Source organism: Pontibacter sp. FD36 (assembly GCF_015686655.1).
Classification (GTDB): domain Bacteria; phylum Bacteroidota; class Bacteroidia; order Cytophagales; family Hymenobacteraceae; genus Pontibacter.
Genome location: NZ_JADPMP010000001.1, coordinates 146,894 through 168,571, shown reverse-complemented (window position 1 = coordinate 168,571; position 21,678 = coordinate 146,894). Strand labels below are relative to the sequence as shown.

The 21,678-nt window shown below is 49.8% G+C and carries 17 protein-coding genes; 8 read left to right on the top strand and 9 right to left on the bottom strand.

What is annotated here, in order from left to right; translation table 11 throughout:
* Positions 1-58: 58 nt before the first annotated feature.
* From I0P70_RS00735 to I0P70_RS00715, 5 genes are all read right to left on the bottom strand, one after another.
* Positions 59-3,676 carry a DNRLRE domain-containing protein gene (locus tag I0P70_RS00735; protein ID WP_196114304.1) on the bottom strand — a complete coding sequence of 1,206 codons (3,618 nt, stop codon included), beginning with the start codon at positions 3,674-3,676 and terminating at the stop codon, positions 59-61.
* A gap of 25 nt (positions 3,677-3,701) precedes the next feature.
* Complete coding sequence (locus I0P70_RS00730) at positions 3,702-4,226, bottom strand: DUF6252 family protein (protein ID WP_196114303.1); 525 nt, start codon at positions 4,224-4,226, stop codon at positions 3,702-3,704.
* An 11-nt stretch (positions 4,227-4,237) separates the two neighbouring features.
* Positions 4,238-4,648, bottom strand: coding sequence for a hypothetical protein (locus I0P70_RS00725; RefSeq protein ID WP_196114302.1), 411 nt, complete (start codon positions 4,646-4,648; stop codon positions 4,238-4,240).
* 494 nt (positions 4,649-5,142) lie between these two features.
* On the bottom strand, positions 5,143-5,787 hold the full coding sequence (locus I0P70_RS00720) for a hypothetical protein (RefSeq protein ID WP_196114301.1): 645 nt from the start codon (positions 5,785-5,787) through the stop codon (positions 5,143-5,145).
* A 51-nt stretch (positions 5,788-5,838) separates the two neighbouring features.
* Entirely contained in the window at positions 5,839-6,345 is a 507-nt protein-coding gene (locus I0P70_RS00715) for a hypothetical protein (protein ID WP_196114300.1), read from the bottom strand.
* 581 nt (positions 6,346-6,926) lie between these two features.
* Here I0P70_RS00715 and I0P70_RS00710 point away from each other — a divergent pair.
* The 4 genes from I0P70_RS00710 (at position 6,927) to I0P70_RS00695 (ending at position 13,692) form a co-directional block, all read left to right on the top strand.
* A complete protein-coding gene (locus tag I0P70_RS00710) occupies positions 6,927-7,295 on the top strand; it encodes a hypothetical protein (RefSeq protein WP_196114299.1) in 369 nt (122 codons plus the stop codon).
* A 491-nt stretch (positions 7,296-7,786) separates the two neighbouring features.
* Entirely contained in the window at positions 7,787-9,097 is a 1,311-nt protein-coding gene (locus tag I0P70_RS00705; protein WP_196114298.1) for a redoxin domain-containing protein, read from the top strand.
* A 29-nt stretch (positions 9,098-9,126) separates the two neighbouring features.
* Entirely contained in the window at positions 9,127-12,318 is a 3,192-nt protein-coding gene (locus I0P70_RS00700) for a SusC/RagA family TonB-linked outer membrane protein (RefSeq protein WP_196114297.1), read from the top strand.
* Positions 12,319-12,336: 18 nt separating this feature from the next.
* Positions 12,337-13,692: a RagB/SusD family nutrient uptake outer membrane protein gene (locus I0P70_RS00695; RefSeq protein WP_196114296.1), complete on the top strand. Its 1,356-nt coding sequence runs from the start codon at positions 12,337-12,339 to the stop codon at positions 13,690-13,692.
* Positions 13,693-13,760: 68 nt separating this feature from the next.
* Here the strand turns inward: I0P70_RS00695 and I0P70_RS00690 are convergent, their stop codons facing one another.
* Together I0P70_RS00690 and I0P70_RS00685 are read right to left on the bottom strand one after the other, a co-directional pair.
* A complete protein-coding gene (locus tag I0P70_RS00690) occupies positions 13,761-14,048 on the bottom strand; it encodes a hypothetical protein (protein ID WP_196114295.1) in 288 nt (95 codons plus the stop codon).
* A 152-nt stretch (positions 14,049-14,200) separates the two neighbouring features.
* Entirely contained in the window at positions 14,201-14,680 is a 480-nt protein-coding gene (locus tag I0P70_RS00685) for a MauE/DoxX family redox-associated membrane protein (RefSeq protein ID WP_196114294.1), read from the bottom strand.
* A gap of 641 nt (positions 14,681-15,321) precedes the next feature.
* On the opposite strand from I0P70_RS00685, the gene I0P70_RS00680 reads away from it, so the two are divergent.
* Positions 15,322-15,792, top strand: coding sequence for a RadC family protein (locus I0P70_RS00680; protein WP_116541344.1), 471 nt, complete (start codon positions 15,322-15,324; stop codon positions 15,790-15,792).
* Positions 15,793-15,908: 116 nt separating this feature from the next.
* Here the strand turns inward: I0P70_RS00680 and I0P70_RS00675 are convergent, their stop codons facing one another.
* The gene (locus I0P70_RS00675; RefSeq protein WP_116541345.1) at positions 15,909-16,916 is read right to left on the bottom strand and encodes a YafY family protein; all 1,008 of its coding nucleotides are present in this window, start codon (positions 16,914-16,916) and stop codon (positions 15,909-15,911) included.
* A 185-nt stretch (positions 16,917-17,101) separates the two neighbouring features.
* On the opposite strand from I0P70_RS00675, the gene I0P70_RS00670 reads away from it, so the two are divergent.
* Genes I0P70_RS00670 through I0P70_RS00660 form a run of 3 tightly spaced genes read left to right on the top strand, consistent with a single transcriptional unit; the run spans position 17,102 to position 19,850 of the window.
* Positions 17,102-17,545, top strand: a complete 444-nt coding sequence (locus I0P70_RS00670; protein ID WP_116541346.1) for a DUF1508 domain-containing protein — start codon at positions 17,102-17,104, stop codon at positions 17,543-17,545.
* An 11-nt stretch (positions 17,546-17,556) separates the two neighbouring features.
* Positions 17,557-19,368, top strand: coding sequence for a ThiF family adenylyltransferase (locus I0P70_RS21275; protein WP_116541347.1), 1,812 nt, complete (start codon positions 17,557-17,559; stop codon positions 19,366-19,368).
* A complete protein-coding gene (locus I0P70_RS00660) occupies positions 19,365-19,850 on the top strand; it encodes a Mov34/MPN/PAD-1 family protein (protein WP_116541348.1) in 486 nt (161 codons plus the stop codon). Before I0P70_RS21275 ends, I0P70_RS00660 begins: the two co-directional genes overlap by 4 nt.
* Before the next feature lie 22 nt (positions 19,851-19,872).
* On the opposite strand, the gene I0P70_RS00655 is transcribed toward I0P70_RS00660, so the two are convergent.
* A complete protein-coding gene (locus I0P70_RS00655; protein WP_116541349.1) occupies positions 19,873-21,480 on the bottom strand; it encodes a YhcG family protein in 1,608 nt (535 codons plus the stop codon).
* Between the last annotated feature and the right edge of the window lie 198 nt (positions 21,481-21,678).

Genomic DNA, 21,678 nt, shown 5'->3' with positions numbered 1-21,678 from the left:
TAGTGCTGTAAGCCACCCTGTGACATAACCTCATGCCAGAAGGTAACACCTTGGCTCATTACCTTACATTTTGCCCTATGACAATTCTGTTTACCACAGTCCTCGTACCAGAGTTAAGCTGCAGGTAGTATGTTCCACTCTTGAGCTTCTGAACAGGGATAACTAATTGTTTGTCCTTCGTCTTTTTATTATACACTTCCTTTTGCTGCGCATTCAAAAGGCGAACTTCATAAGTGCTATCTGTATTATCCTCTTCTTCCGGGAAAGCGCTGCTCAGCGACACATTCAATTCATCCGAGGTAGGGTTAGGATAGGCGTAAGCATACATGCCATACCCCTGACTAAAGTAGAAGTATCTTGTGTCTTTAACACTCCATCCGCAACCTGGTGTATATTGCTGCAATTCAAAAGTGTATTCGCCGGGATAATAGGCGTCGAAGTAAATTGAACTGCCCGAAAACTCCATCGGATACGGCTCCGGAGAGTCAAAAGGAGGTGTAATGGTCCATCGATAATTACTAGGATCAACGCCATATTGGTTTGTATCCACAAAGAATTGATATGTCTTACCTGTCTGAGGCCCGTATATTTGGCAGTAACAACTTAAATCATATGGGTTGCTAATAAAGGCTGACCCTGAACCTATAGTTATGTTTGTTGAAGCGGAAAGGGTGCCGCATTTGGTATTGACATTAACTGACACCGTGGCAGAGCTATAATTGCCTGCAGCTGAAGTAACTCCTATCTGACGGGTTCCGTTGCCAGAGACTATGGACAGGCCTGGCCCCACTGACCAGCTATAGGCCACACCATTGCCATAATCTGGGACGGAAAAGTAAGCAGTACCCCCACATACAGAATTACTGCTTGAGCTTATAGTCACGGTCGGCCCGCATTCATTCGAACAGTTCAGGGTGTTGTTCGTACTGCTTTGCATTTCGTTAAAAATCCACTCGGCATTCCTGTTGGTGAATGTTGTATGGTAAATATTATAAGGAGCGGAAGCAAAAGGCCTATCTTGTGCAATAAAATCATCAGCTGCCGACTGTGCCGTTACACTAATCCCGCCGCTGTATTTGGCCGTAAGTACAGCCGGAGAAGTCGGCTCTACATCCAGTGCGCTTGCAGTAGGGACAAAGGTAAATTCGCCTGCTATGTTGCCGTTTACCTTTAGTTTAAAGAAAATGCCAAATTTTATGTTTGGGCCTGATACACTGTAAGGATTATCATCCTCATCGTCCAAGGTAAACGTACCGCCCGGTGCGCCATCCCAAGGCAGGGCATAGGATGGTGCGTTTTTACTAATATTTAATAGGTTCTTTTCCCACTTTATGAACCAAAATCGTCGATACTCATACCCAATTTTTAGATAGGTAATCCTTTTGGAAGTTCCTTGCTCTGGCAAAGCATTGATCACGGCCTCTGCCTTTAAGGCCTTCCTACTAAGCCACGGTAGTGGTGACAGGAAAAATTCAGAATCAAGCCTCCCTAACTCTGTATAGGGAGTAAAGAGTTGCTGGCCACACTCCGATCCCTGGCTTGTCGCTAAGAAGCGATAAGATGGCTGTAGATCTGCTGAACTGAAAGTAACCATTGGTCTATATATGTTATCTAAGAATGTATTAGCTATTGTATTGCCATTTTCAGATCTAAGGATCAACATCTGCTGGGACGCGGGAGCTGATAGCAGGTCAAAACCTGCTTTTACGGCTGGGGAAAGATCTTGAATATTTGCATCGGCCAAGACTTTTAAATCAGGGATGGAAGTAATCAAGTGCTGGAAACCTAGGGGCACATTGGCTCCTCTGTGCGGACTATCATGCGTTATCAGTAATCTGGTGCGGGTAGCTCCTCCTTGCTTCGTCATTTTAGCCAGGCCGTAGCGTGCAACGAGGCCTCCCATGCTTATGCCTAAAACAACATTATCTTCTCCTCCACTGCCTTTTTGCATATTAACCCAATTAACAACCTCTTCGAACAGCGCGGCATTTCGAGTAATATCATCTAGGCTGTTATTGAAGTTCAGGAAAATTAAATCATAACCCGCCAAGTCAAGTTGGTTATTAAAACTTTCATGATAAAGCTGATTGTTAACTCTAAAGATTGGTGTGTTAATTGAAGAAATAAAATCATTGTATTCTTTAGTAGGTATCAAATCTGGTGCTATGTCAGAAGCATCATAGCCTTCCACAACTATTAGAGGTTTAGAGATGGTAGTATGATTTTGCCCTAATGATATGAAGAGCTGCCCGCCGTCGTGGATGCCAGGTCGTGCGTTTATAGTGTGGGGTGGGAGTTGCGGCTCACCTGGGTAGCGGAAAGCCAATGCACCGGTGTTTGAAACTGCAATCTGCGAATAGCACTCATAGAAAGTATTATCGGTGAATAAGACTTTAATCTTAATTAGCCTCGTACCATCTGAGGTATAGGTTGCGGATACAGGTGTATTCCAGGCCGTATTTACGTATCCCCTCCCATCGGCGAAATCAATATAGAATGTTTGTGGGGTTTTTCCCGTGGTATTGTAGAAAATCTCCGGCTTGAACACCAGAGAAACAGTCCCACTGCTAACAGAGTTGCGGACGGGACTAGCTGCGAAATAGGATCTTTCCGCATATGGGCTCTGCGTTCTTCCCATCACGTCCCTGAGCTGATTATTTTCCACTTTAAGCAGGTTGTTGCTAAAGGCATCTGGTTTGATATATGCATAGTTGGCATGCGCCATTACGACAGGTATAGCCCCAGAGCTACTTTGCACATTCTTAATGGCGTTATTTACAGTGGCAAGCGTAGGAAGTGAATTGGCACCGTAGATTCGGGAGCTATACAACGATGCATAACTCCACCTCCAGGCATCTATATTAACCCTGTTGCTATCTGTCAGTATACCATTGAATACATCCAGAGGAAGAAACTCTCTGCCATAGTCCGACAAGAAGCCTGTGGGCACCTGTGTCTTATCCAGAAGGGCAAAAATATTATTTATTTCATCGGCAACCGGATCACTGGAAGAGGTTGAATAGGTGATAATCAGCTTAGGTCGGATAGCTGTATTGGTGTGGTCTTCACTTGCATAGGCCCTGCCACGGAAGTACTGCTCATGCTCCAGAGCCATCCTCATGCCGTAGTTTGTAGAGGGGCTACTAACCCAGTCCTGCACAAAAGAGGTAAGGTTTACCTGTATATTCTCGGTTGTGAAGGTGGAAGGCTGCTGCCAGATACGCCCGCTTGTAGTGGTGGCAGGCTGATTATTCCAAGTAACACTGGTCTCGCCCCAGTTAGAATTGACCTTTTCAAAATACACTGCATTTGAGCCGCTCAACTGGTTATTAGTTGTTCCAGAACTGCCGGTTGCCGTGGGATCACTGTACAAATAAAGCGTCGCATTCTGAATTACTGCTCCCGGAGGAATACTATTCAAGTTGAACCTAAAAAGCGTGCGCCAATAGGTTGGGAAGCCATTGCTGGTCCAAGCACTGGCTAGGTTCCTGGCCTGGTTATGGTAGTTGGTGTTTGCAATGCTTGTGTTCTGATCATTCCGGTAGAGCATCACATCAGTCCAGTCGGTACCTGCCCCTATAGTTACAGTGTTTTGTGCCTGCAGACTATGGGACATAAGGGTCAGCAAAAGGCAAAGCGATGCCAGCCCTCTAAAGAAGGGTAGTTGTGTTTTCATGAAATCAAGGATTTAGTACCTGGTTTTAGAAGATTTTTTTATCGAACCGGCCCTCAGTAACTCTGACGGTATCACAATCTGTTTTTATAAGCGTGAACTCAAACTTACCTGCAATAATGCCGTTCTGCAGATCGAGCTTAGTTATTTCCAGCACACCTTCTACTTCCCCTTCATCTCCTTCATAAATGCACTTATTTGATTCATAAAGAACCCTCCCTTCCTGCCGGTTTCCAAGATTGTAGAGGCCTGTACGATCCACCTGAGAAATATTCATTGCTATTAGTTCGTGGGTATTTGAGTTCTCATTAACTCGGTAAGCTCTAATATCAAAAGATCCTCCATTATAGTTAGGATCATAAATCAGTTGTAGATTGGGCTGAAATGTACTCGGTCGTCCCTTCGGCACCCATAGCTGACCATTCACAAATGCAGCAAAGGTATTAGAACCAGTCATACTATAGTCTGGCATTACTTCTTCTTTATCTTTTTTGCAGGCAAGAAGCGAGATGCACAGCACTAGTAAGGACAATTTTATAATTAATGTCTTCATATTATTGCTGTTTAAAAATCCAACTCAATGTCTTGTACAGACTTATATATGTCTTCCTCCCGGAGAGCTTTTCTTTGCAGCTGCGTCTCATCTCGTAACCGCTTAAGCTTCTCAAGTTGATCAGATGTCAGCACCTGCTTAAACTTGCTATGAGCTTGCTCGTTTACTTGTCGAAAGTTAGATTTGGAGTATTTATTTGACTTGCTGCTTTGCTTGATTTGACTGAACTTCTCTGAACGCTCCAGCAGAATGGCATATACTTTTTTCTCCTGTGCTTCGTTCAAATCAACTTCATGGTCCAGTTTCGCTAAAATGGTTTGTGCAATATTCTTGGGCACGGCAACAGTAAGCGTATCCTGCGCCACAGCCTTGATACAAGACAAGCTACATATAAGGCCAAATGCTAAAAGAATTCTTTTCATAAGACAAAGTTTGTTTAAGTAGATACGAATAGGGGTTAATCATTAAAAACAATGCATATCTCTATTGTTTATTCAAGTCATTGCTTCGTGTTGATGGAATAAGCAATTAATGGAAGTATGTTTCTTTTCAGTTAAGAGATTAACAGTTACTCCACAATCGTTCAAAGCGTTAGTCTATTTCCACTGCTTCAGTATAAATTCAACAAAATAATAAGTGTTCCCTCTTCTGCACATTAAAGTAGCAAAACGTTGTTATGACTGCGAAAATATTACACCAACAATGCTTTTGACTTGACCAAAACCTAAAATTACTAGCTTTCTGCTCCCTTTGAATATCAGCACTTAGGATAGCGCAAGAACTCATGTAATTAACTCTCAATTGAAGGCTTTCTGGAATTCAAACCAATACAGCGCATTCTTTTAGAAGTTAACCCTACTGATTACCTGGTGGAAGTATTCATAATTTTAAGAGCTGTGAAGGCGATCTTACCAAGTCACTCTTTTACAAACACATCCCTCGAACTCTCATTCTTCCCCTTTACCAATCTGGGCGCTTTCCGTTTCCCAGTATAAAACCCTAATGCATCTGCAACAAATGCAGGCCTCAAAGGAGCTCCGAATTTTTCCTGACACAGCTTGAAAACCTCCAGCCTTGTTCGGGGCTTATCAAAATAGTTATTAGCAAACAGTGCATTTACAAACTGCTGCACTTCCTCTTGTGTGGCCGCACTTTTCAACGGCAATTCAAAATTGGCAGGTTCCTCCTCAAAGGTTAGAAAATGTTCCTTGCCTCCTTCTTTCAGAAAAGATATAGTATAGCTCTTGTTATTTGACTCGGGATTAAGGTCATGCTCTACCTGGATATGGAAGAACGGCTCCTCGATTTTACCCGGCATCAGGTCAGACAGCGGGCACTCAAAAATCTGCCGCAGGTAGTTGGTCTCAGCGGCGTTATACTTTTTTGTGGAAGTTGGGTCTTCCACGTTCCTAACATATAGGGGGTGATAGCCCAACAGAAACGAAAGCTCCCGGGCGGTGTAGCCCATTTCAAGCCGCTTCTGCCTCACGCGGTAGGTTTTATCGAACTCAATCGATGATACAGGCATTGTTAGGATTCCTGTCGGCTTTTCTTTTTTCACATCTCTAATTACGACATTTCAAGATGTTTTTGAAAAGGCAAATTTAAATAGTTATACCTGCTGATACCGCACGTTACCACTTTCGAGCTCCACCTTCTTCAAGCTTCCTTTTTCAACTGCTCTCTCTAAGATAGCAGTGTAGTCCGTCACAGGCCTGCTTTCTTTGAAGTATTCATTACAGTAATCGGTAGTCTTCCTGATTGTCTGCGGCACACTGAAAAACTTTCCCTCCTCAAGCAAAGCATTAATAATACCCGTTGGCCCCAGCCCTTTAGGGATTGGCACTCTGGTCTTCACCTGGGGCGTGTCATCCAGTATCTCAGCCGGGTAGAAGTCATAGACTGTACAGCCAAAGTAGTTAGCGATTATATTGAGCTGATGATCGGTATATTTATGGGTTGTAGAGACACTTTCAATTTTCCCAATAGCTGAATTGTCACCAGATGGACTTATAATTTCTGAAAGCTTTTTTTGAGATACTTCTTTCTCAAGTCGAAGTACTCTAACCTTATCAATAATATACTGGTCAGTAGGAGTGATTTTGATTTCTTTTCCCATCCAGACAATAAAGAGGATGGTATTTTTATACTATGGTTCCAAAATATTTTGATATATGAAATCTATATACTATCTTAGCTTTTAGAACAACATCTAGGATTAGAAATCCAGGCAATTGGGTTCTGAGTCTTGCGCGGAAAATGTAGGAAACTTTCTGTTGGTGCAAGATGCAGGAGTAGTTGCCCATTTACTATCTTTGCGATAGTGATGGGCCCGCTCTTGTATGTGCCAACAACCCTCCTACAGGTTTCCGCATCATACGGAGTGGGTTCCATTGCTATCGCTTATTTCTGTTAGCGATTCCCCTCTTCCAGGATTCATTATTCAACTGCACTTTATAGCCAGAGTAATGAATCAGAAAGTCAACAGCACCATACAGCGCGTATGTGCACACCGGAGTCCTTCCTCCGGCTGGGTGCTCCTCATTTCACCACCTGAGTGAGCTGATTCCTTCCCGTTGCTGCCTCTCTAACACCAGCTAGCACGTGTTGTAGGCAGACCTTCCCTTTCCCTCCCCGGCATGACCAGCGCTGCTAAGCGGCTGGCAGGAACTCTATTTTCCAATTTTTCCCATTCCCATCATGAACTCTATACCCTACACCTTACCTGAATTCAAACTCTCCGAGCCCGACCAGGCCCTGCTGGACTTCTGCGCCCGCTACCCGCAGCACGAAGCGCAGCAACGCCTCTGGAAGTGGTTTATCCTGGCCCTGAAGGACAGCAAGTCCTCCTGTATTCATAACACCGAACTGATTACCTTTTATGAAGATCTTAAAACGCTTGTTTCAGCTCTATATCAACTGCATGACATGCCCGAGAAAACCGGCTCCACGCCGCAGTTAAGCAACAAAACGACCTGTCCAGAAAAAGCCTCGTTGGCCGAGGCTCTGGAATCCCTGCACACCAACGTGTCTGCCAACTGGATGCTGCTTGTCTGTCCGCCTGATTAGAAAGTTTCCTACAGATCCACCCGCACTAGCGGCTAAATAATTGTTACATCCTGATTTACACTTATATGAAACCACAAAAATGGCTTCCGGGGCTTCCTATGCCTATACTTTTCCTGCAGGCTGCCCTCCGATCAGTTGCTGGCGGTCCGCAGACACACCGCCCGGACCAGCTTACAGAATCAATTGTTGCCTCGGCAGCGGTCATACTCTGCCGCTGCCGCCGCGATCCAATGCTACACTAGGGGAGGCCGGGGCGCCCGGCACTGTCCGGCTGTGCAGGGGGCGGCTGCTCTATAGGTTATAGAATAGTTTTAAGGTGAGTAACCGCAGTCGCCCGTGAGCGAAGTCTACCGTCCCTCGCTCGCGCCGGTCGCCCCCGCCTCTCCTCTTCCTGCTCCCTGTCAGCTACCTTCTCTCAGGCCACTAGGCGGAGAAAAGCCCAGTGGCCACCTGTGGCCTTACACATCAATTAAACCTTTAAACACTAATACATGCCGTTAATAAAACAGTTTTTAAATAGAATAACTATCCATCATGCGTGTTGCCTGGCTTTCGCCCTGATGGCGCTGCTGCTTTCCCAAACCGTTCGGGGACAGGCACAGGAGCACGCTGCCGCCGAACTGGAGACAGGGGAGCAGGTACCCGACGTGACCCTCAGCACCCTGCTTCACAACCCATCCGGCACAGCCAGCCTTTCCGACTTCCGCGGCAGGGTCGTGCTGCTGCAGTTCTGGGCCACCACATGCGGTTCCAGCCTGCTGGCGCTCCCCAGGCTGGAGGCTCTGCAACAGACCTTTGGCGATAGCCTGCAGGTGATCACCGTCACCTCCCAGAAACGGGAAGAGGTGGAGGCCTTCCTCGCCAACAACCCTATCGGGCGGCGCATGAAGCTGCCGATCGTGCTAAACAACCAGCAACTGGAGGAGCTCTTCCCTTACAATGCTGTGCCCCATCTCGTGTGGATCAGCCCGGAGGGCAGGCTGCTTGCCCAGACCGGTCCGTACGACGCAACACCCGCAACGGTACGCCGCCTCCTGCGCGGGCAGGAAGGCCACTTCAAGGACCATAAGAAAGATGTCATGGATCATGACCACAGCAAACCGCTCTTCCACGAGGGAAATGGTGGCTCCCCTTTCCCCCGCTACCGCTCCATTCTCACTCCATATGTGCCCGGGCTAGGCGGCGGCTCCGGCAAGGTGAAGACAGACTCCACCCTACGCCTGCAGATCGTGAATGCCTCCGTAGCGCAACTCCTCCGGGCTTCCTGTGGCCTGCCCTCCTACTTCTCGGAGAAGCAGATTTTCCTGGCCAGCGACAAGGCCCGCGCCCACCAGGTGCACAATCTGGTGGAAGAGCGCCAGCACAAGAACTACTGCTACGAAATGTTGCTGCCCGCCGCCCTCTCCGACAAGCTCTACACCTTTATGCAGCAGGACCTGGAGCGGCTCTTCGGCCTACAGGCCAGCGTCCGCAAAAAGCGCATCGACTGCTGGGAGCTGACCCTACTGGGCCGAGCGGCAGTGCCGCGGTCTTCGGGGGGTGAGTCCGGCCACAACTTCACCGACGTCAGCGACCCGGACAAGTACATGCGCAACGAGTCGGTCAACAGGCTGGTGGTTTTTCTCAACAAGCATATTCCGGACCTTCCGGTGCTCGACAGAACAGGCATCACCTACCCTATCGATCTCCAGCTGTCGGAAGGGGACCTGCAGGACATCAGCCGGCTGAACACCCGGCTGGCGGCTTATGGCCTCCAGCTGCAGAAGAAAAAGCGTCCGTTCCAGGTGCTCATCATCCAATAAGTATTTCCAAACCTAAAAATCAATCCTGTATGCAACCAAAACTACTAATCGCTTTCCTGCTGTTTTGCATTACGCTCCCCGCTCTGGGGCAGGAGCGGCTGCAGGGGCGTGTGGTCGCCTCTCCCGGCAACCACCCGCTCCCCGGTGCCACGGTGCGCCTGCTGGGCACTAACACCGCCACCGCCACTGACCCCGAGGGGCACTTTACACTAGCCCCTCCCCCGGCTGCCGACACCCTGGAGATTTCGTTTCTGGGTTATATCACACAGCAGGTGCCGCTAAAACCGCCTATACATGGGGAAATGACCATTGCCCTGCGTGAAAACTCCCAGTCCCTCGGGGAAGTGCTCGTCTCCACGGGCTATGAGCGCCTGGCTCCCGAGCGGGTGACGGGCTCCTTTACGCAGGTGGAGCGGGAGCTGCTCGACCGCTCCGTCAGCCCAGGCATCCTGGACCGGCTCAAGGGCGTCACCTCCGGGCTTAACTTCGACGAGCGCGTTCGCAACAACCCCAAAGTCAACATCCGGGGCATTAGCACAATCTACGGCAATGCCGAACCGCTCATTATCCTGGACAACTTCCCCTACGAAGGCAGCCTGATCGCCATCAATCCCAACGACGTGGAGAGTATTACGGTGCTCAAGGACGCGGCAGCTGCTTCCATCTGGGGCGCCCGCGCCGGCAACGGCGTGATCGTAATCACCACCAAAAAAGGACGGCTCCAGCAGCCCATGCGTGTGAACGTCAATGCTAACGTCAGCGTATTGCAGAAGCCGGACTTCAGCCAGGTGCCCATGATGGCCCCGGCTGACTTCATCGGGGTGGAACGCTTTCTTTTCGGCAGAGGCTTCTACAACAGCCAGGAGAACAGTCCCGCCCGCACTTTGCTCTCGCCTGCCGTAGAGCTGATGATCCTGCACCGAAAGGGCCAGCTCACAGACGCTCAGTTGGAGGAAGCCCTGCAGGGCCTGGCCACCCACGACGTACGGGACGATTTCCAGCGCCATCTCTACGATACCGGGGTAAACCAGCAGTACGCCCTTAACCTGAGCGGCGGCGGTGAGCGCATGTCCTATTACCTGGCAGGCGGTTACGATGCCGCCACCGGCCAACTGGGTGATCCCAACCACCGCATCAGCCTGCGCGCCGACAACAGCTACACCCCCACCAAACGACTGACGCTGCACACAGGCATCAACCTGGCGCAGGGGACCAGGCGCTTCGGGCGTCCCGCCTTCAGTGACATCAGCCTGGACCAGTCCAAAAGGCTCTACCCCTATGCCCGCCTGGCGGACGAACAGGGCAACCCGGTGGTCCTGCCCAGGGACTACCGGCAGGACTATGCCGCCTCTGCCGCATCCAGCGGTCTGCTCAATTGGGAATATGTGCCGCTGCGGGATGCTGACGGAATTGACCACACGATCGAGCAGCAGCAGGCCATCGTGACGGTTGGGGTGGACGTGGATCTGTTCAAAGGCCTGACTTTTATCGGGAAGTACCAGTATGCCCATAACCAGGACCTGAACACCAACCTGCAGACATCCGAGGCATACGGGACGCGCAACCTGATCAACCGCTTCACCCAGGTGAACCCGGACGGAACGCTGAGCTTCCCTGTTCCCCGGGGCAGCATTATTGACACCTGGCACGGCCAGTTCCGGTCCCACAACGGCCGGGGACAGCTCCGGTACGACCTATCAGCCGGCAAGCATGAATTGTCGGCAATGGCCGGTGCCGAAGGGCAGACACAGCGCAGCACCGGTCAGCAGTTCCGGGCCTATGGCTATGATGAGCGCGTGGGCACCTCCGTGCCTGTTGACAATATGACACAGTTTCCCCTCTCTTTCAACCCGGCCGCCAGGGGCCGCATTCAAAACAACACCGGTTTTTCAGAGCGAAACCAGCGGTTTACCTCCTACTACGCCAATGCCACGTACACCTATGACAGCCGCTATGTCGCAACCGCGAGTGCCCGCAAGGACGCCTCTAACCTCTTTGGGGTGAACAGCAACCAACGCGGCGTTCCCCTCTGGTCAGCCGGACTGGCCTGGAACGCACACCGGGAGGACTTCTTTTCCCTTCCCTGGCTAGAATACCTAAAGGCCAGAACTTCCTTTGGCTACAACGGCAACCTGGACAACAACCTGACCGCCCTGGCCACCATCAGCTCCGTTTCGGGCAACCTGAACGGCGGCCCTTACGCGGTTGTGCGCACCTACCCGAACCCGGACCTGCGTTGGGAGAAAGCAGCCACCTGGAACATGGGCCTGGATTTCCGCCTGAAAAACGAGCGCCTGCACGGCACGCTTGACTATTACATCAAGAAGGGTACGGACCTGATCGGTGATGCTCTCGTGGACCCGACGGCCGGTGTGATAAGCAGCAGGATCCGCCGCAACGTCGCCTCCATGAAAGGCAACGGCGTGGACCTCTCACTGACCGGAAAAGTGCTGGATAGGGGCCTGAATTGGAGCAGTACCCTGCTCTTCAACTACAACAGAAGCGAGGTCACCCGCTATGAGCACACCACGGCTAGCGGCAGCACTTTCATCAATTCCGGCCTCTCCGTCACGCCGGTTGAGGGGCGCCCCCCGCACAGCATCTACAGCTACGCCTGGCAGGGGCTGGACCCGCAGACAGGAGATCCGCAGGGCCTCGTTGAGGGGGAACTAAGCAAAGACTACACGGCCATCACCCGGCATACGCAGCTGGAGGAACTGGTCTACCATGGCCCAGCCCTGCCTCCTGTTTTCGGCTCCTTCCTGAACACCTTCCGCTACAAGGGCGTCACGCTGTCCGGAAATATCAGCTACCGCTTCGGGTATTACTTCAGGCGCCCCTCCATCCACTACAACAACCTATTCCAGGGCTGGGTAAGCCACCCGGACTTTGCCCACCGCTGGCAGCAGCCGGGAGACGAGCAGCGCACTTCGGTTCCATCCATGGTCTACCCTAATAATGTGAACCGCGACACCTTTTACGCCAACTCCGCCGCCCTGGTGGAGAAAGGGGACCATATACGGCTGCAGGACATCAACCTCACGGTAGACGTGCTGCAGCCGTCTGATTCTTGGCGCATGGTGCAGCACGTCCAGCTCTACGCCGTAGCGCGGGACCTGGGAATCCTGTGGCGCGCCAACAAGCACGGCCTTGACCCAGACCATGCCCACTACATGACACCGCCACCGACCCTATCCATGGGCTTCCGGGTTGGCTTCTAATCCTAAAAGATCGATACCATGAAAAAGATAAAATGCATTTTCACCCTACTCTTGGCGATTTCGCTTTCGTCCTGCGAGCATTTCCTGGACGTAAAGCCTGACAAGTCGCTGGCGATCCCGACTGATAGGCTTGAGAACCTCCTGCGCCTGCTCGACAACAACTACGTACTGAACCAGGAGACTCCTTTTACAGGCGAAGTCGCCGCCGACAACTTATATATCAGGCCTGCGGACTGGAACGCCCTCTCCAGTCTGACGGTCAAGAACGTCTACGCCTGGGAGCGGGATGTCTACAATGACAGTGACCGCAATGACTGGTCTCTGTCTTACAACGCGGTACTGTACGCCAACCTGGTGCTGGAGGGCACGGAAAAACTGGAGCCCGCCCCTCACCAAAAAAGCGAGTGGAACATGATCAGGGGGAGCGCGCTTTTCTACCGGGCAAATGCCTTCTACAACCTGCTGCAGGTCTATGCGAAGCCCTACAATGAGGCTACGGCAGCTCAAGACCCGGGCATTGTGCTCAAACTGACCCCTGACATCAACGAGCGTGCTGGTAGGGCATCCGTGCAGGAAAGTTACGACCAGGTGCTGGCAGACCTGCAAACAGCCGCAGAACTGCTGCCGAAAGTGCCAGCTTACAAGACACGGCCCTCCAAGCCGTCCGCCTTCGCGCTGCTCGCCCGCACCCTTTTGCAGATGGAGCGTTACCCCGAGGCCCTCTCCTATGCGGACAGAGCCCTCAGTTTGCATGACAAACTGCTGGACTACAACCTGCTGGACCTGAACGCAGCGAACCCGATCCCAGGTATGAACGAGGAGGTGATTTTCCACAGCACCATGTTTATGCTCTCCGGCACTTACTACCCGGCGGGGAAAGTGAACCCGGACCTGTACGCGCTCTATGGGGAGAATGACCTGCGCCGGGAAGTCTTCTACCACGAGTATGAACCCGGCAACATCGGTTTCCGGGGAAGTTACGCCGGGTCCATTCTCCTCTTCACCGGGCTCGCCACCGACGAGCTGTACCTGATCCGCGCCGAGTGCCATGCCCGGCTGGGTCAGGCGGGGCCAGCCATGGCCACGCTTAATGTCCTGCTGGAAAAACGCTGGAAGGCCGGTACCTTCACGCCCCTGGAAGCTACTGACGGCACCCAGGCATTGGACATCATCTTGGAGGAACGCAGAAAAGAGCTGGCCTTCCGAAGCATGCGCTGGGCTGACCTGCGCCGCCTCAACAAGGATAGCCGCTACGCCGTTTCGCTGACCCGAGAACTGCCAGAAGGCACACACACGCTCCCCCCGGGGGATACTCGCTACGTTTTTCCGCTTCCCCAGAGGGTAATCGAAATAAGCGGCATTCAGCAGAACTGAGCACACACCAAAAAGCCTGGTGCGTATTCGCATCAGGCTTTTTTTAAATCAGAAAAGCGCTTCCTTGCCTACTGTTGGCTGCGGAACACTTCCCTTGCAGGGTCATCTACACCATCCTGCGTCGGCTTACCTGGATTGGTTGCATCCTCCTCCGCTAGAATAGCGCAGCGGTGGTCGCCCACCACGCAGTTGGACGGTGATCCACCTGTTATAGTGTAGTCATTCGGATCAGAGGGATCACCTCCCATCTGCAGCAGGAACCACTGCTCCTGTTGCGCTTCCGGCTGCGAGTTCCCCTCGACTCCCGCAACCGCCAACGCTGTCCCCAGCAAAATGGCGAGCATACTCAAATTCATCTTTTTCATGGTATTAAAAATTTAAAGTTGCCTGAGATTGGCAGGTTCAGGCGATCACCTGCTCCAACTGGCTCCCGAGCCCTTGCCCAGTCGGAAAATTTATACTGTCGTTTCCCATGCAGCGGGGCTCCCCTGCTGCGCTGTTTCCATGCTTACTCTTTACCGCTTCCCTCCTTTCCGTTAGATAGCCCAGCCGCAGCCCGCACAGCAGGCTCCTGCCGTTCTGATCGTTTATGAAGTATTGTCGCTGTGATCGCCAAAGCCAGAAAAACTATATTAAAGACCAGGTGTGTCTCCCAGTCCATCCGCTCCAGCACACCCCCGCAGCTGCAGGGAATGTAGCCGAAAGCGCGAGTAAGAACCAGGGCAACGTACAGAGTGAAAACCAACATCAGAAGCGTTGCCAGGTAGAGGCCCTGCAGTCGTGTCCGCTGAAAGAAAAGCAAAACACAAACCAGTAGCTCTGTCAAGGGCAGTGCCCACAGCAGCAAGGTGTCCCATCCTGCAGGGAAGGGCTGCAGCATCAGCTGCCCCCGGAAAGCATGCAGATTCAGCAGTTTGCTCAGCGCAGTATAAAGAAATAGCAGGATCAGCAGTGCTGTAATCCCCTCTATGGCCAGCTTTTTATTCATGTCCCTTTCCCTTTTGGTGTAGTATAAAGGTAAAGGAAGACTTCTTGGAAAATTCTGTTCCAGAACAGAAGAATAGGCTATTTTCAGGAAACCAAATGCGCTTACATTCGTAACTGGGTGGCCTGAAAGGAGAAGGTAGAGTAGATAAGAGAGTTAATGATGACGGATTCGCATGGCGGCTCTTTCTTGGTGCCAGCACCCGCCCATAACTATCTGGATTGGAGTTAGAGGAGGGCTGATCAGTATTTACCTTGCTATGGAGGTCAAGGAGAAACTTGGCAAACTACAGTTAGGAGTTGTTGAGCGACTTAAACACTCAACAAGTTCACTAATTTGTTTTTAAAACAAGACATGAGTTTTCAGAACCTGCAAATAGAAGCAATTGCCTTAGTAGGAAGTCCAAATAAAAGACAATCCTGTAAGAACACTACTTAGGACACTTCAAAGCAAAAGTCCACTGTCATTCATTTCGGCGCAAAGGTAGCCTTGCGGCCCGGACACGGGACAAGGTAGTCCTGAAAAAATGGGTATCCCTGAAAGGAGCCCTCCGCATTTTTACAGGCTCCACCTATGCCCTCAGTCCGATCCCGGAGGCAGTGAGGGCACCATAATCAATTCCTCATACTTAAAAGAACAAGATTATGGAAAAGCTGACTAAAAAATCCGGATTAAACAGAGTAGCAGAAATCAAGCTGACTTACCGCTCCAAAGTAAAACCATCCGAGCGTCCACAGGTAACCAGTTCCACTGACAGCGCAGCGGTGCTCCGCCAAAGCTGGGATACAGGAAAGATAGAGTTTGTGGAGCAGTTCAAGGTAATGCTTCTCAACAGGGCCAACAGGGTGCTGGGCATTTACGAGCTTTCAACCGGAGGCGTGGCAGGCACGGTGGCTGACCCGAAGCTTATCTTCGCTGCAGCGCTTAAAGCTTGCGCCAGCTCCATCATCCTCTGCCACAACCACCCCTCCGGCAACACCAAGCCGAGTGCGGCAGACTTACAATTGACAAAGAAAATGAAGCAAGGCGGAGAACTGCTCGACATTGTTGTACTGGATCACATTATCCTCACCAGCGAGACCTATTATTCCATGGCAGATGAAGGGCTCTTGTAGGGTCCATTTATCACATTAAGAAAATTCATCACTTCAGACAAGCATTAGTTGATACCTAGATTATGTGATTAAGGGTGGTTATAATTAATACTACTAAATCCTAAAATGAGTAGTCTCTAATAAAGTTGAAGACAACTCTTTAAGTTATCGATTACTTTTTGCTTCAAAACTGCAGGTTCAATAACCTTAACAGCCATTCCAAAACTTAGAATAGTAGAAATAAGCTCATAGTTAATCACCACCTTTAGCCTTACTCTTAGCTCTGTTTTGTCATCAATTAGAATTTCCTGAGAGCTATGAAGATACTGTGTCTTTATGTAATTCCCGTCATGTGGAGTAAAAGATAGAGTTACGTCCTCTACTGTTTCTTCTTCCAAAGAAATACCAATGGCATTTTTAAAATGAAGTTGAGGGTTGAACCCATAGTTATCCATAAACACAGTATCCCGAGTAGGCTCAAGACTACAGATTCTGTCTAATGCAAATTTTCTCAGGCTGCCTGTCTCATGTTGTAATCCTACTAAATACCACCTGTTGCGGTACTCCTTGAGCAAATATGGACTAACTGTACGTGGTTTGGGTCTGGCAGCATCAAATTTCTTATATATCAGTCTAACTGGGTATTTATGCCTGGTTGCATCAATAAGTATGTCTAAATGCTCATTGCCTACAGAATACGGAGCTTCCTCAAAGTCCATGAACTTCAAACCGGTTTCCGACCTTTGATATTCTATGTGCTGTACAAGGTTGATTACCTTATCTACTGTTGAGGCAAATTCCCGAAAGACAGATATGTGCTTAAACTGGTTTAGTGTTGCAGCAGCCGTTGCAAGTGCGTTAAACTCAATTTCGTTTAAGGGCAGATTGGCTATGGAGAAGTTAGAATCTGAGTAAAAGTAGCCGTTTTCTTTCTTCGAGTACCCTATTGGAGCATTGTAGTTGAGCTGAGAACAGTTACGCATCAAGTAGATATCATAATCGAGGGTTCTTTCGCTTATCTTAATGTCTTTTGTGTTACTAATTTTTTCAATTAAGTCAGTCTTTGACCAATACTTCCTGATCTTGCTTCTCAAGCAATCATCAATTACCCTCATTCGCACATATGCTTGCTTATTCTGCGGCATACCAAATTATTTTTCAACAATTTACATTTTTTTACTTGAACGCAAATAGGTTGCGTTCAAGAGCTATAGCTTTGTATAGAACAAAAGAGAATAAAGTAAATTAAATAGGCGTCTGAAAATTAATGATAAAAAGAGTCTATCATCAGCTTTTAACATTCCATATTTTATAACATTTAACTCAACACATGAAAGGATTCAATTTTTATCAAGACAAAAGTCTTGAATGGCGCTGGCGCCTAAAGGATGACAACGGCGCAATTGTGGCTGACTCAGGAGAAGGTTACAACGACCGTAAGGACTGCGAGAAAGGAGCGGCCCTGTTCACAACATTGGGGCCAAATGCCCCAGAGCGAAAAGTGTCCCGAGATGAAGAGTCCGGTCACGGGCCGGAATGGGAGTATTTCGAAGACAAAGCAGGTGAGTGGCGCTGGCGCTTCCAGGCTAAGAACAACAAAGTTCTGGCCGACGGCTCGGAAGGCTATGCCAGTGAGTACAATGTAACGCGGGCTATTCAAAACGTTAAGGCCTTGCTTCGCGAGATCGGTAAACAGAACAGCAGCGGCAACAGTGGAGGCGGTTATATTCCTCCAAGCCAAGGCGGGTCTACCGGTGGAGGGCGATTCGCATAATCTTCTGCCTTATGAATGAGCTTGACCAATTGGCTTTGGGCCAAAGCAGTGTCTTGATGTCAGGAATGAGAGGTATTGAGCTCCTGGGAGACTGGGAGCCAATCCCCTCAAGCAATGCTTGGATACTGCGTATCCGCTTAGAGATGCTCGGTACAAAGCCGACGAAGGACGTTTACCGTTTCACAGAGTGGGGAATCATCGTTGACTTCAGCGTTGACCCCTGGGGAAAAGTACAAGTGCATCCTTCCAACGGGCAGGAAGGAGTAACCGCGACTTTTGAGCATCAGCAGTACAATGGAGGAGTACACCCTCTGTGGCCGGTACGCAACGGACATATCTGTAGCCTAAGCGAAACCCATGGGTTTGCCGCTTCACGTAATGCGATGGAGACTGAGCCCACCTCAACCGTGCACCGTGTGGTTTGGCATGCGGCGAGGGCGCTGGAATGGCTGCAATGCGCTGCTACAGACACCTTAGCAGTCGCGGGGGATCACTTTGAGCTACCTGACTTTGACACAGGCTTTAGGTATACAGCAACTGAGTCTAAGAACAAGGTATTTACATTGGCTTATTATGAAGATGAGGTTTCTTTTTCTCACTGGAAGCAGAGTCCTTTTTACGCTGGCACTGCGGCTGTATCCTATTTGAACCATGTTGCCATAGTGCAGGAGTTCAAGGACCATAGAGGTGACAAAACAGTATATGAACCTTCTTGGGGAACAGCTATTGATCAATTGCCTAGCCATCAAGATGCTTTGTGGGTTCGCCTGGATGAGGTCCCAGTAATTAACCGCTGGCAAGTGCCTGCGACCATGAAGGAACTTACTGACGCTGTGGCCAGTCAAGGAAAATCGCTTATCGATTTACTTAGACCTTCCTTGGCTAAGCTCAGGACCCACAACGAGCTTCTTCTTTTTGTAGGCATGCCGATTCCAAGCAAAGTAAAAGAAGAACCCTACAGGTATCACTGGCAAGCCCTTGTTTTGTCGCCAAAAACCAATGCTTCTGCCAAGGCTCGCATTTCTTTGGTAGAAAATACGCTTCGAAGCTCCTCGCCTGTCCGATGGGTGAGCAGAGCAGAAAACTGGCATCCAAATGATTTGCAAAGCAGAGGTAGGATTTCACTCCCTTTACGTAAGGCGAATGTGCTTTTGATAGGGGCAGGGGCTCTGGGCGCTCATTTGGCTGAGCAGTTGGTCCGTATGGGGGTTACTGACATGACCATAGTGGATCCAGACTTACTGGAGGCTGGCAATCTGGTCCGGCACCCGTTGAACCTGCCACAGCTAAACAGGAACAAGGCTATTTCCGTCGCCTACGGTTTGAACCATGCTAACCCCTCGGCCAGCGTGGTGGGGCTTGCGGTTTCAGCTACTTCAAAAGATAAGGCCTTGGAAGAAGCAGTGAATGCTGCCACACTTGTCATTGATGCTACAGCCTCAGACACGGTGTTGCGGGAGCTGCCGTTTCTTGGCATTGCGGGCCAGGTGCCGATTATCAGCCTCTCGCTGGGTCTTCATGCGCAGCGCTTGTTTTTCTATTCGGATTCTGCTTCCAGTTTCGACGCCGATGCTTTTCATGAGTGGTTTGAACCTTTCAGGGTTGAAGAGCACTTGGCTGCTTTAAAAGAAGATATGCCCCGTGGTGTAGGGTGCTGGCATCCATTGACTCCTGCCCGCCTTAATAGAATTACTGGACTTGCTGGTATAGCTGTGGAACTTATCGAGCAGGTGTATGAAAGACAAGTCTCATTGCCTGTCGGACATTGTCACTCATGGCAAGTTCCAAAGCTTGAAAGAGTGATCAGGGGATCTTTGGCATGAACCCTTTATTCTGCTCCTCCGACGGGAAATACTGTGCCCACTTCCTAGATGAGGCACTCGCTGTTATCAAGGATGATATTTCCCGATATCATCCCTTAGAAACGGGTGGTATCCTGATAGGTCGTTACGATGGTAACCTTCGCATGGCAACAATTTCCATCGCGACCGCTGCTCCAGTCGACTCAAAGCACGGTCGCACCTCTTTTTTGAGAGGAACCGAGGGTATATTCAAAGCCTTGGCAGCCGCCAAAAAGAAAGACCCTCTATTGCACTATGTAGGCGAGTGGCACAGTCACCCTGCATCCTCTCCTCAGGCGAGTGCTGTCGATTTAAAGCAAATGCAGGATTTTGCTTTAGGACGCCTACATGGTGCTTGTACGCCTTTGCTTCTGATTATTGGTGGTTCTCCTTTAGAAGGTTTACATGGAGAAGTATATCTTCATCGTGCAAAAAAAGCTCATACTGTTCTGTCGGCATTCTAGAATTTGCAGGGTAATGCTGTCGTTACTGTATGCTTTCAAGCCGCTGCGTAATGTGTTCTACCACTTCCTCGCACCATCTGTCTGACAGATTCTGAAGATCTTCGTCCGTCCAATCCTGATGATATAGCTTTTCCAGCCATGCATGATGCCTGTCGGCCCCTACCTCATACTTATAAGCCTCTAGTGTGAATACCAAGTCTTTTGATAATCCGAATACTTTTGTACCAGCCTTTTTGAAGCCCTCTAGGCGTATTGCTAACCCGATTTGATGAACGTTTTCACGCTGTAGGATCTCTTCCAGCTCCTCTTTGGTATAGTTGACTTTGGAGGTATGATTTATAGACTTCATCAACCAAAAGTCACTGAACAGAGGCGTTACTTCTTTCAGTCCTTTAGTTATTCTGGTAGCTAATTCCGGCAGCACCTTTTCAAACAGCGAAACGACAGACTCCCTGTCCTTGCCTTTCTTTACCTCCTCTCTATCTACTGATTTGAGCAAATCCTTTAGCTTCTTGAGCTTTTGATCCAATGGCCTTTCAGGAGTTTGTATCTCCTTCTCCAGCTCCTGCTCTAGGGCCTCTATGGTTGGCAGCTCTCCCTTCAGGCCCTCCGGAACTGCTTGCAGCACCTGGTATTCGGCCACTCCTAGGGGGGCAGACATATTCTTAAGAGAGTATTCTACCACCACCTTGTTGGGGGTTTTGCAAAGCAAGATGCCGATGCTTGGGTTGTCGGCCGGCTGCCGCAGTTGCGCATCTACCGCATTGAGGTAGAAGTTCAGCTTTCCTGCAAACTCCGGCTGGAACTCCGTCACCTTCAGTTCCACTACAACGTGGCAGCGCAGCTTAGTGTGGTAGAGCAGTATGTCCAGATAGAAATCATCTCCATCGATGTTTAAGCGGTATTGCCTGCCCATGTAGGCAAACCCTTGCCCTAGCTCCAGCAGAAACTTGGTTATCTGGTTGGCCAGCGCATTCTCCAAATCCCTTTCACGTGCTTCCGGCCCCAGGGTTAGGAAATCGAAGTTATAGGGGTTCTTGAGCGTTTCGATGGCTAAATCGGCTTGTGGCTTGGGAAGCGTTAATGCGAAATTGTTCAGGGTCTGGCCCTGCCTCTGATACAGCCTGCTCGCCAACTGGTGCAGCAACATCGCGCGTGACCAGCCATGGCGGATTGTCTCGCTGACGTAAAAGAGCGCTTCCTTGACGCTAGAGCACTTAGTGACGATTTCACGATTATGCCCCCAAGGAATTAGTCCCACAAGTTGTGGGACTAATTCCTGTGTAGCGTCTAGATGAGGAATGTCGCGAAATTGGCCGACAAGTTGGGACACTAAGCCTCGCTCACGGCTGTAGAACAGGTACCACTTCTTGATGTAGAAGAGATTGGTTCGGGAAAATCCTTTCATCTCTGGAAACGCACTGCTAAGATCGCTGGATAGCTGCTCAATCAGGGTGTCTCCCCAGCTGGCCTCCTGCTGCTTCTGCACAATAGCCTCTCCAAGCTGCCAGTATACTAGAATAAGCTCCGTGTTAACTCTTACCGCCGCCTTAAGCTGCGCAGTCTGTATCTTACTCTTCAGCTCAGCAAACCAGGATCGGTAAGTACCGCTAAGTTCAATGTCCTTCATGCTTAATATTACACCGATGCATAGATAGCTGCAAGAAATATTATCAAAATTTCTTGCAGCTACAGAGGGCCCGGCTCCAGTTTCTTTAGGAGTAGAAGGAATCTACTGCCTTTGTTGATGCTTCAGCATCTTTCACCTCTCTGTTATAATATATTGCTGTAAAGGACCGCTGGGTCGATTCTTAATAGTTCGTTCCAA

Excerpts from the sequence above, each read along its gene's own strand:
- I0P70_RS00735 (WP_196114304.1), bottom strand. The coding sequence starts at position 3,676 with ATGAAAACACAACTACCCTTCTTTAGAGGGCTGGCATCGCTTTGCCTT.
- I0P70_RS00730 (WP_196114303.1), bottom strand. The coding sequence starts at position 4,226 with ATGAAGACATTAATTATAAAATTGTCCTTACTAGTGCTGTGCATCTCG.
- I0P70_RS00725 (WP_196114302.1), bottom strand. The coding sequence starts at position 4,648 with ATGAAAAGAATTCTTTTAGCATTTGGCCTTATATGTAGCTTGTCTTGT.
- I0P70_RS00715 (WP_196114300.1), bottom strand. The coding sequence starts at position 6,345 with ATGGGAAAAGAAATCAAAATCACTCCTACTGACCAGTATATTATTGAT.
- I0P70_RS00710 (WP_196114299.1), top strand. The coding sequence starts at position 6,927 with ATGAACTCTATACCCTACACCTTACCTGAATTCAAACTCTCCGAGCCC.
- I0P70_RS00705 (WP_196114298.1), top strand. The coding sequence starts at position 7,787 with ATGCCGTTAATAAAACAGTTTTTAAATAGAATAACTATCCATCATGCG.
- I0P70_RS00700 (WP_196114297.1), top strand. The coding sequence starts at position 9,127 with ATGCAACCAAAACTACTAATCGCTTTCCTGCTGTTTTGCATTACGCTC.
- I0P70_RS00695 (WP_196114296.1), top strand. The coding sequence starts at position 12,337 with ATGAAAAAGATAAAATGCATTTTCACCCTACTCTTGGCGATTTCGCTT.
- I0P70_RS00690 (WP_196114295.1), bottom strand. The coding sequence starts at position 14,048 with ATGAATTTGAGTATGCTCGCCATTTTGCTGGGGACAGCGTTGGCGGTT.
- I0P70_RS00685 (WP_196114294.1), bottom strand. The coding sequence starts at position 14,680 with ATGAATAAAAAGCTGGCCATAGAGGGGATTACAGCACTGCTGATCCTG.
- I0P70_RS00680 (WP_116541344.1), top strand. The coding sequence starts at position 15,322 with ATGGAAAAGCTGACTAAAAAATCCGGATTAAACAGAGTAGCAGAAATC.
- I0P70_RS00675 (WP_116541345.1), bottom strand. The coding sequence starts at position 16,916 with ATGCCGCAGAATAAGCAAGCATATGTGCGAATGAGGGTAATTGATGAT.
- I0P70_RS00670 (WP_116541346.1), top strand. The coding sequence starts at position 17,102 with ATGAAAGGATTCAATTTTTATCAAGACAAAAGTCTTGAATGGCGCTGG.
- I0P70_RS21275 (WP_116541347.1), top strand. The coding sequence starts at position 17,557 with ATGAATGAGCTTGACCAATTGGCTTTGGGCCAAAGCAGTGTCTTGATG.
- I0P70_RS00660 (WP_116541348.1), top strand. The coding sequence starts at position 19,365 with ATGAACCCTTTATTCTGCTCCTCCGACGGGAAATACTGTGCCCACTTC.
- I0P70_RS00655 (WP_116541349.1), bottom strand. The coding sequence starts at position 21,480 with ATGAAGGACATTGAACTTAGCGGTACTTACCGATCCTGGTTTGCTGAG.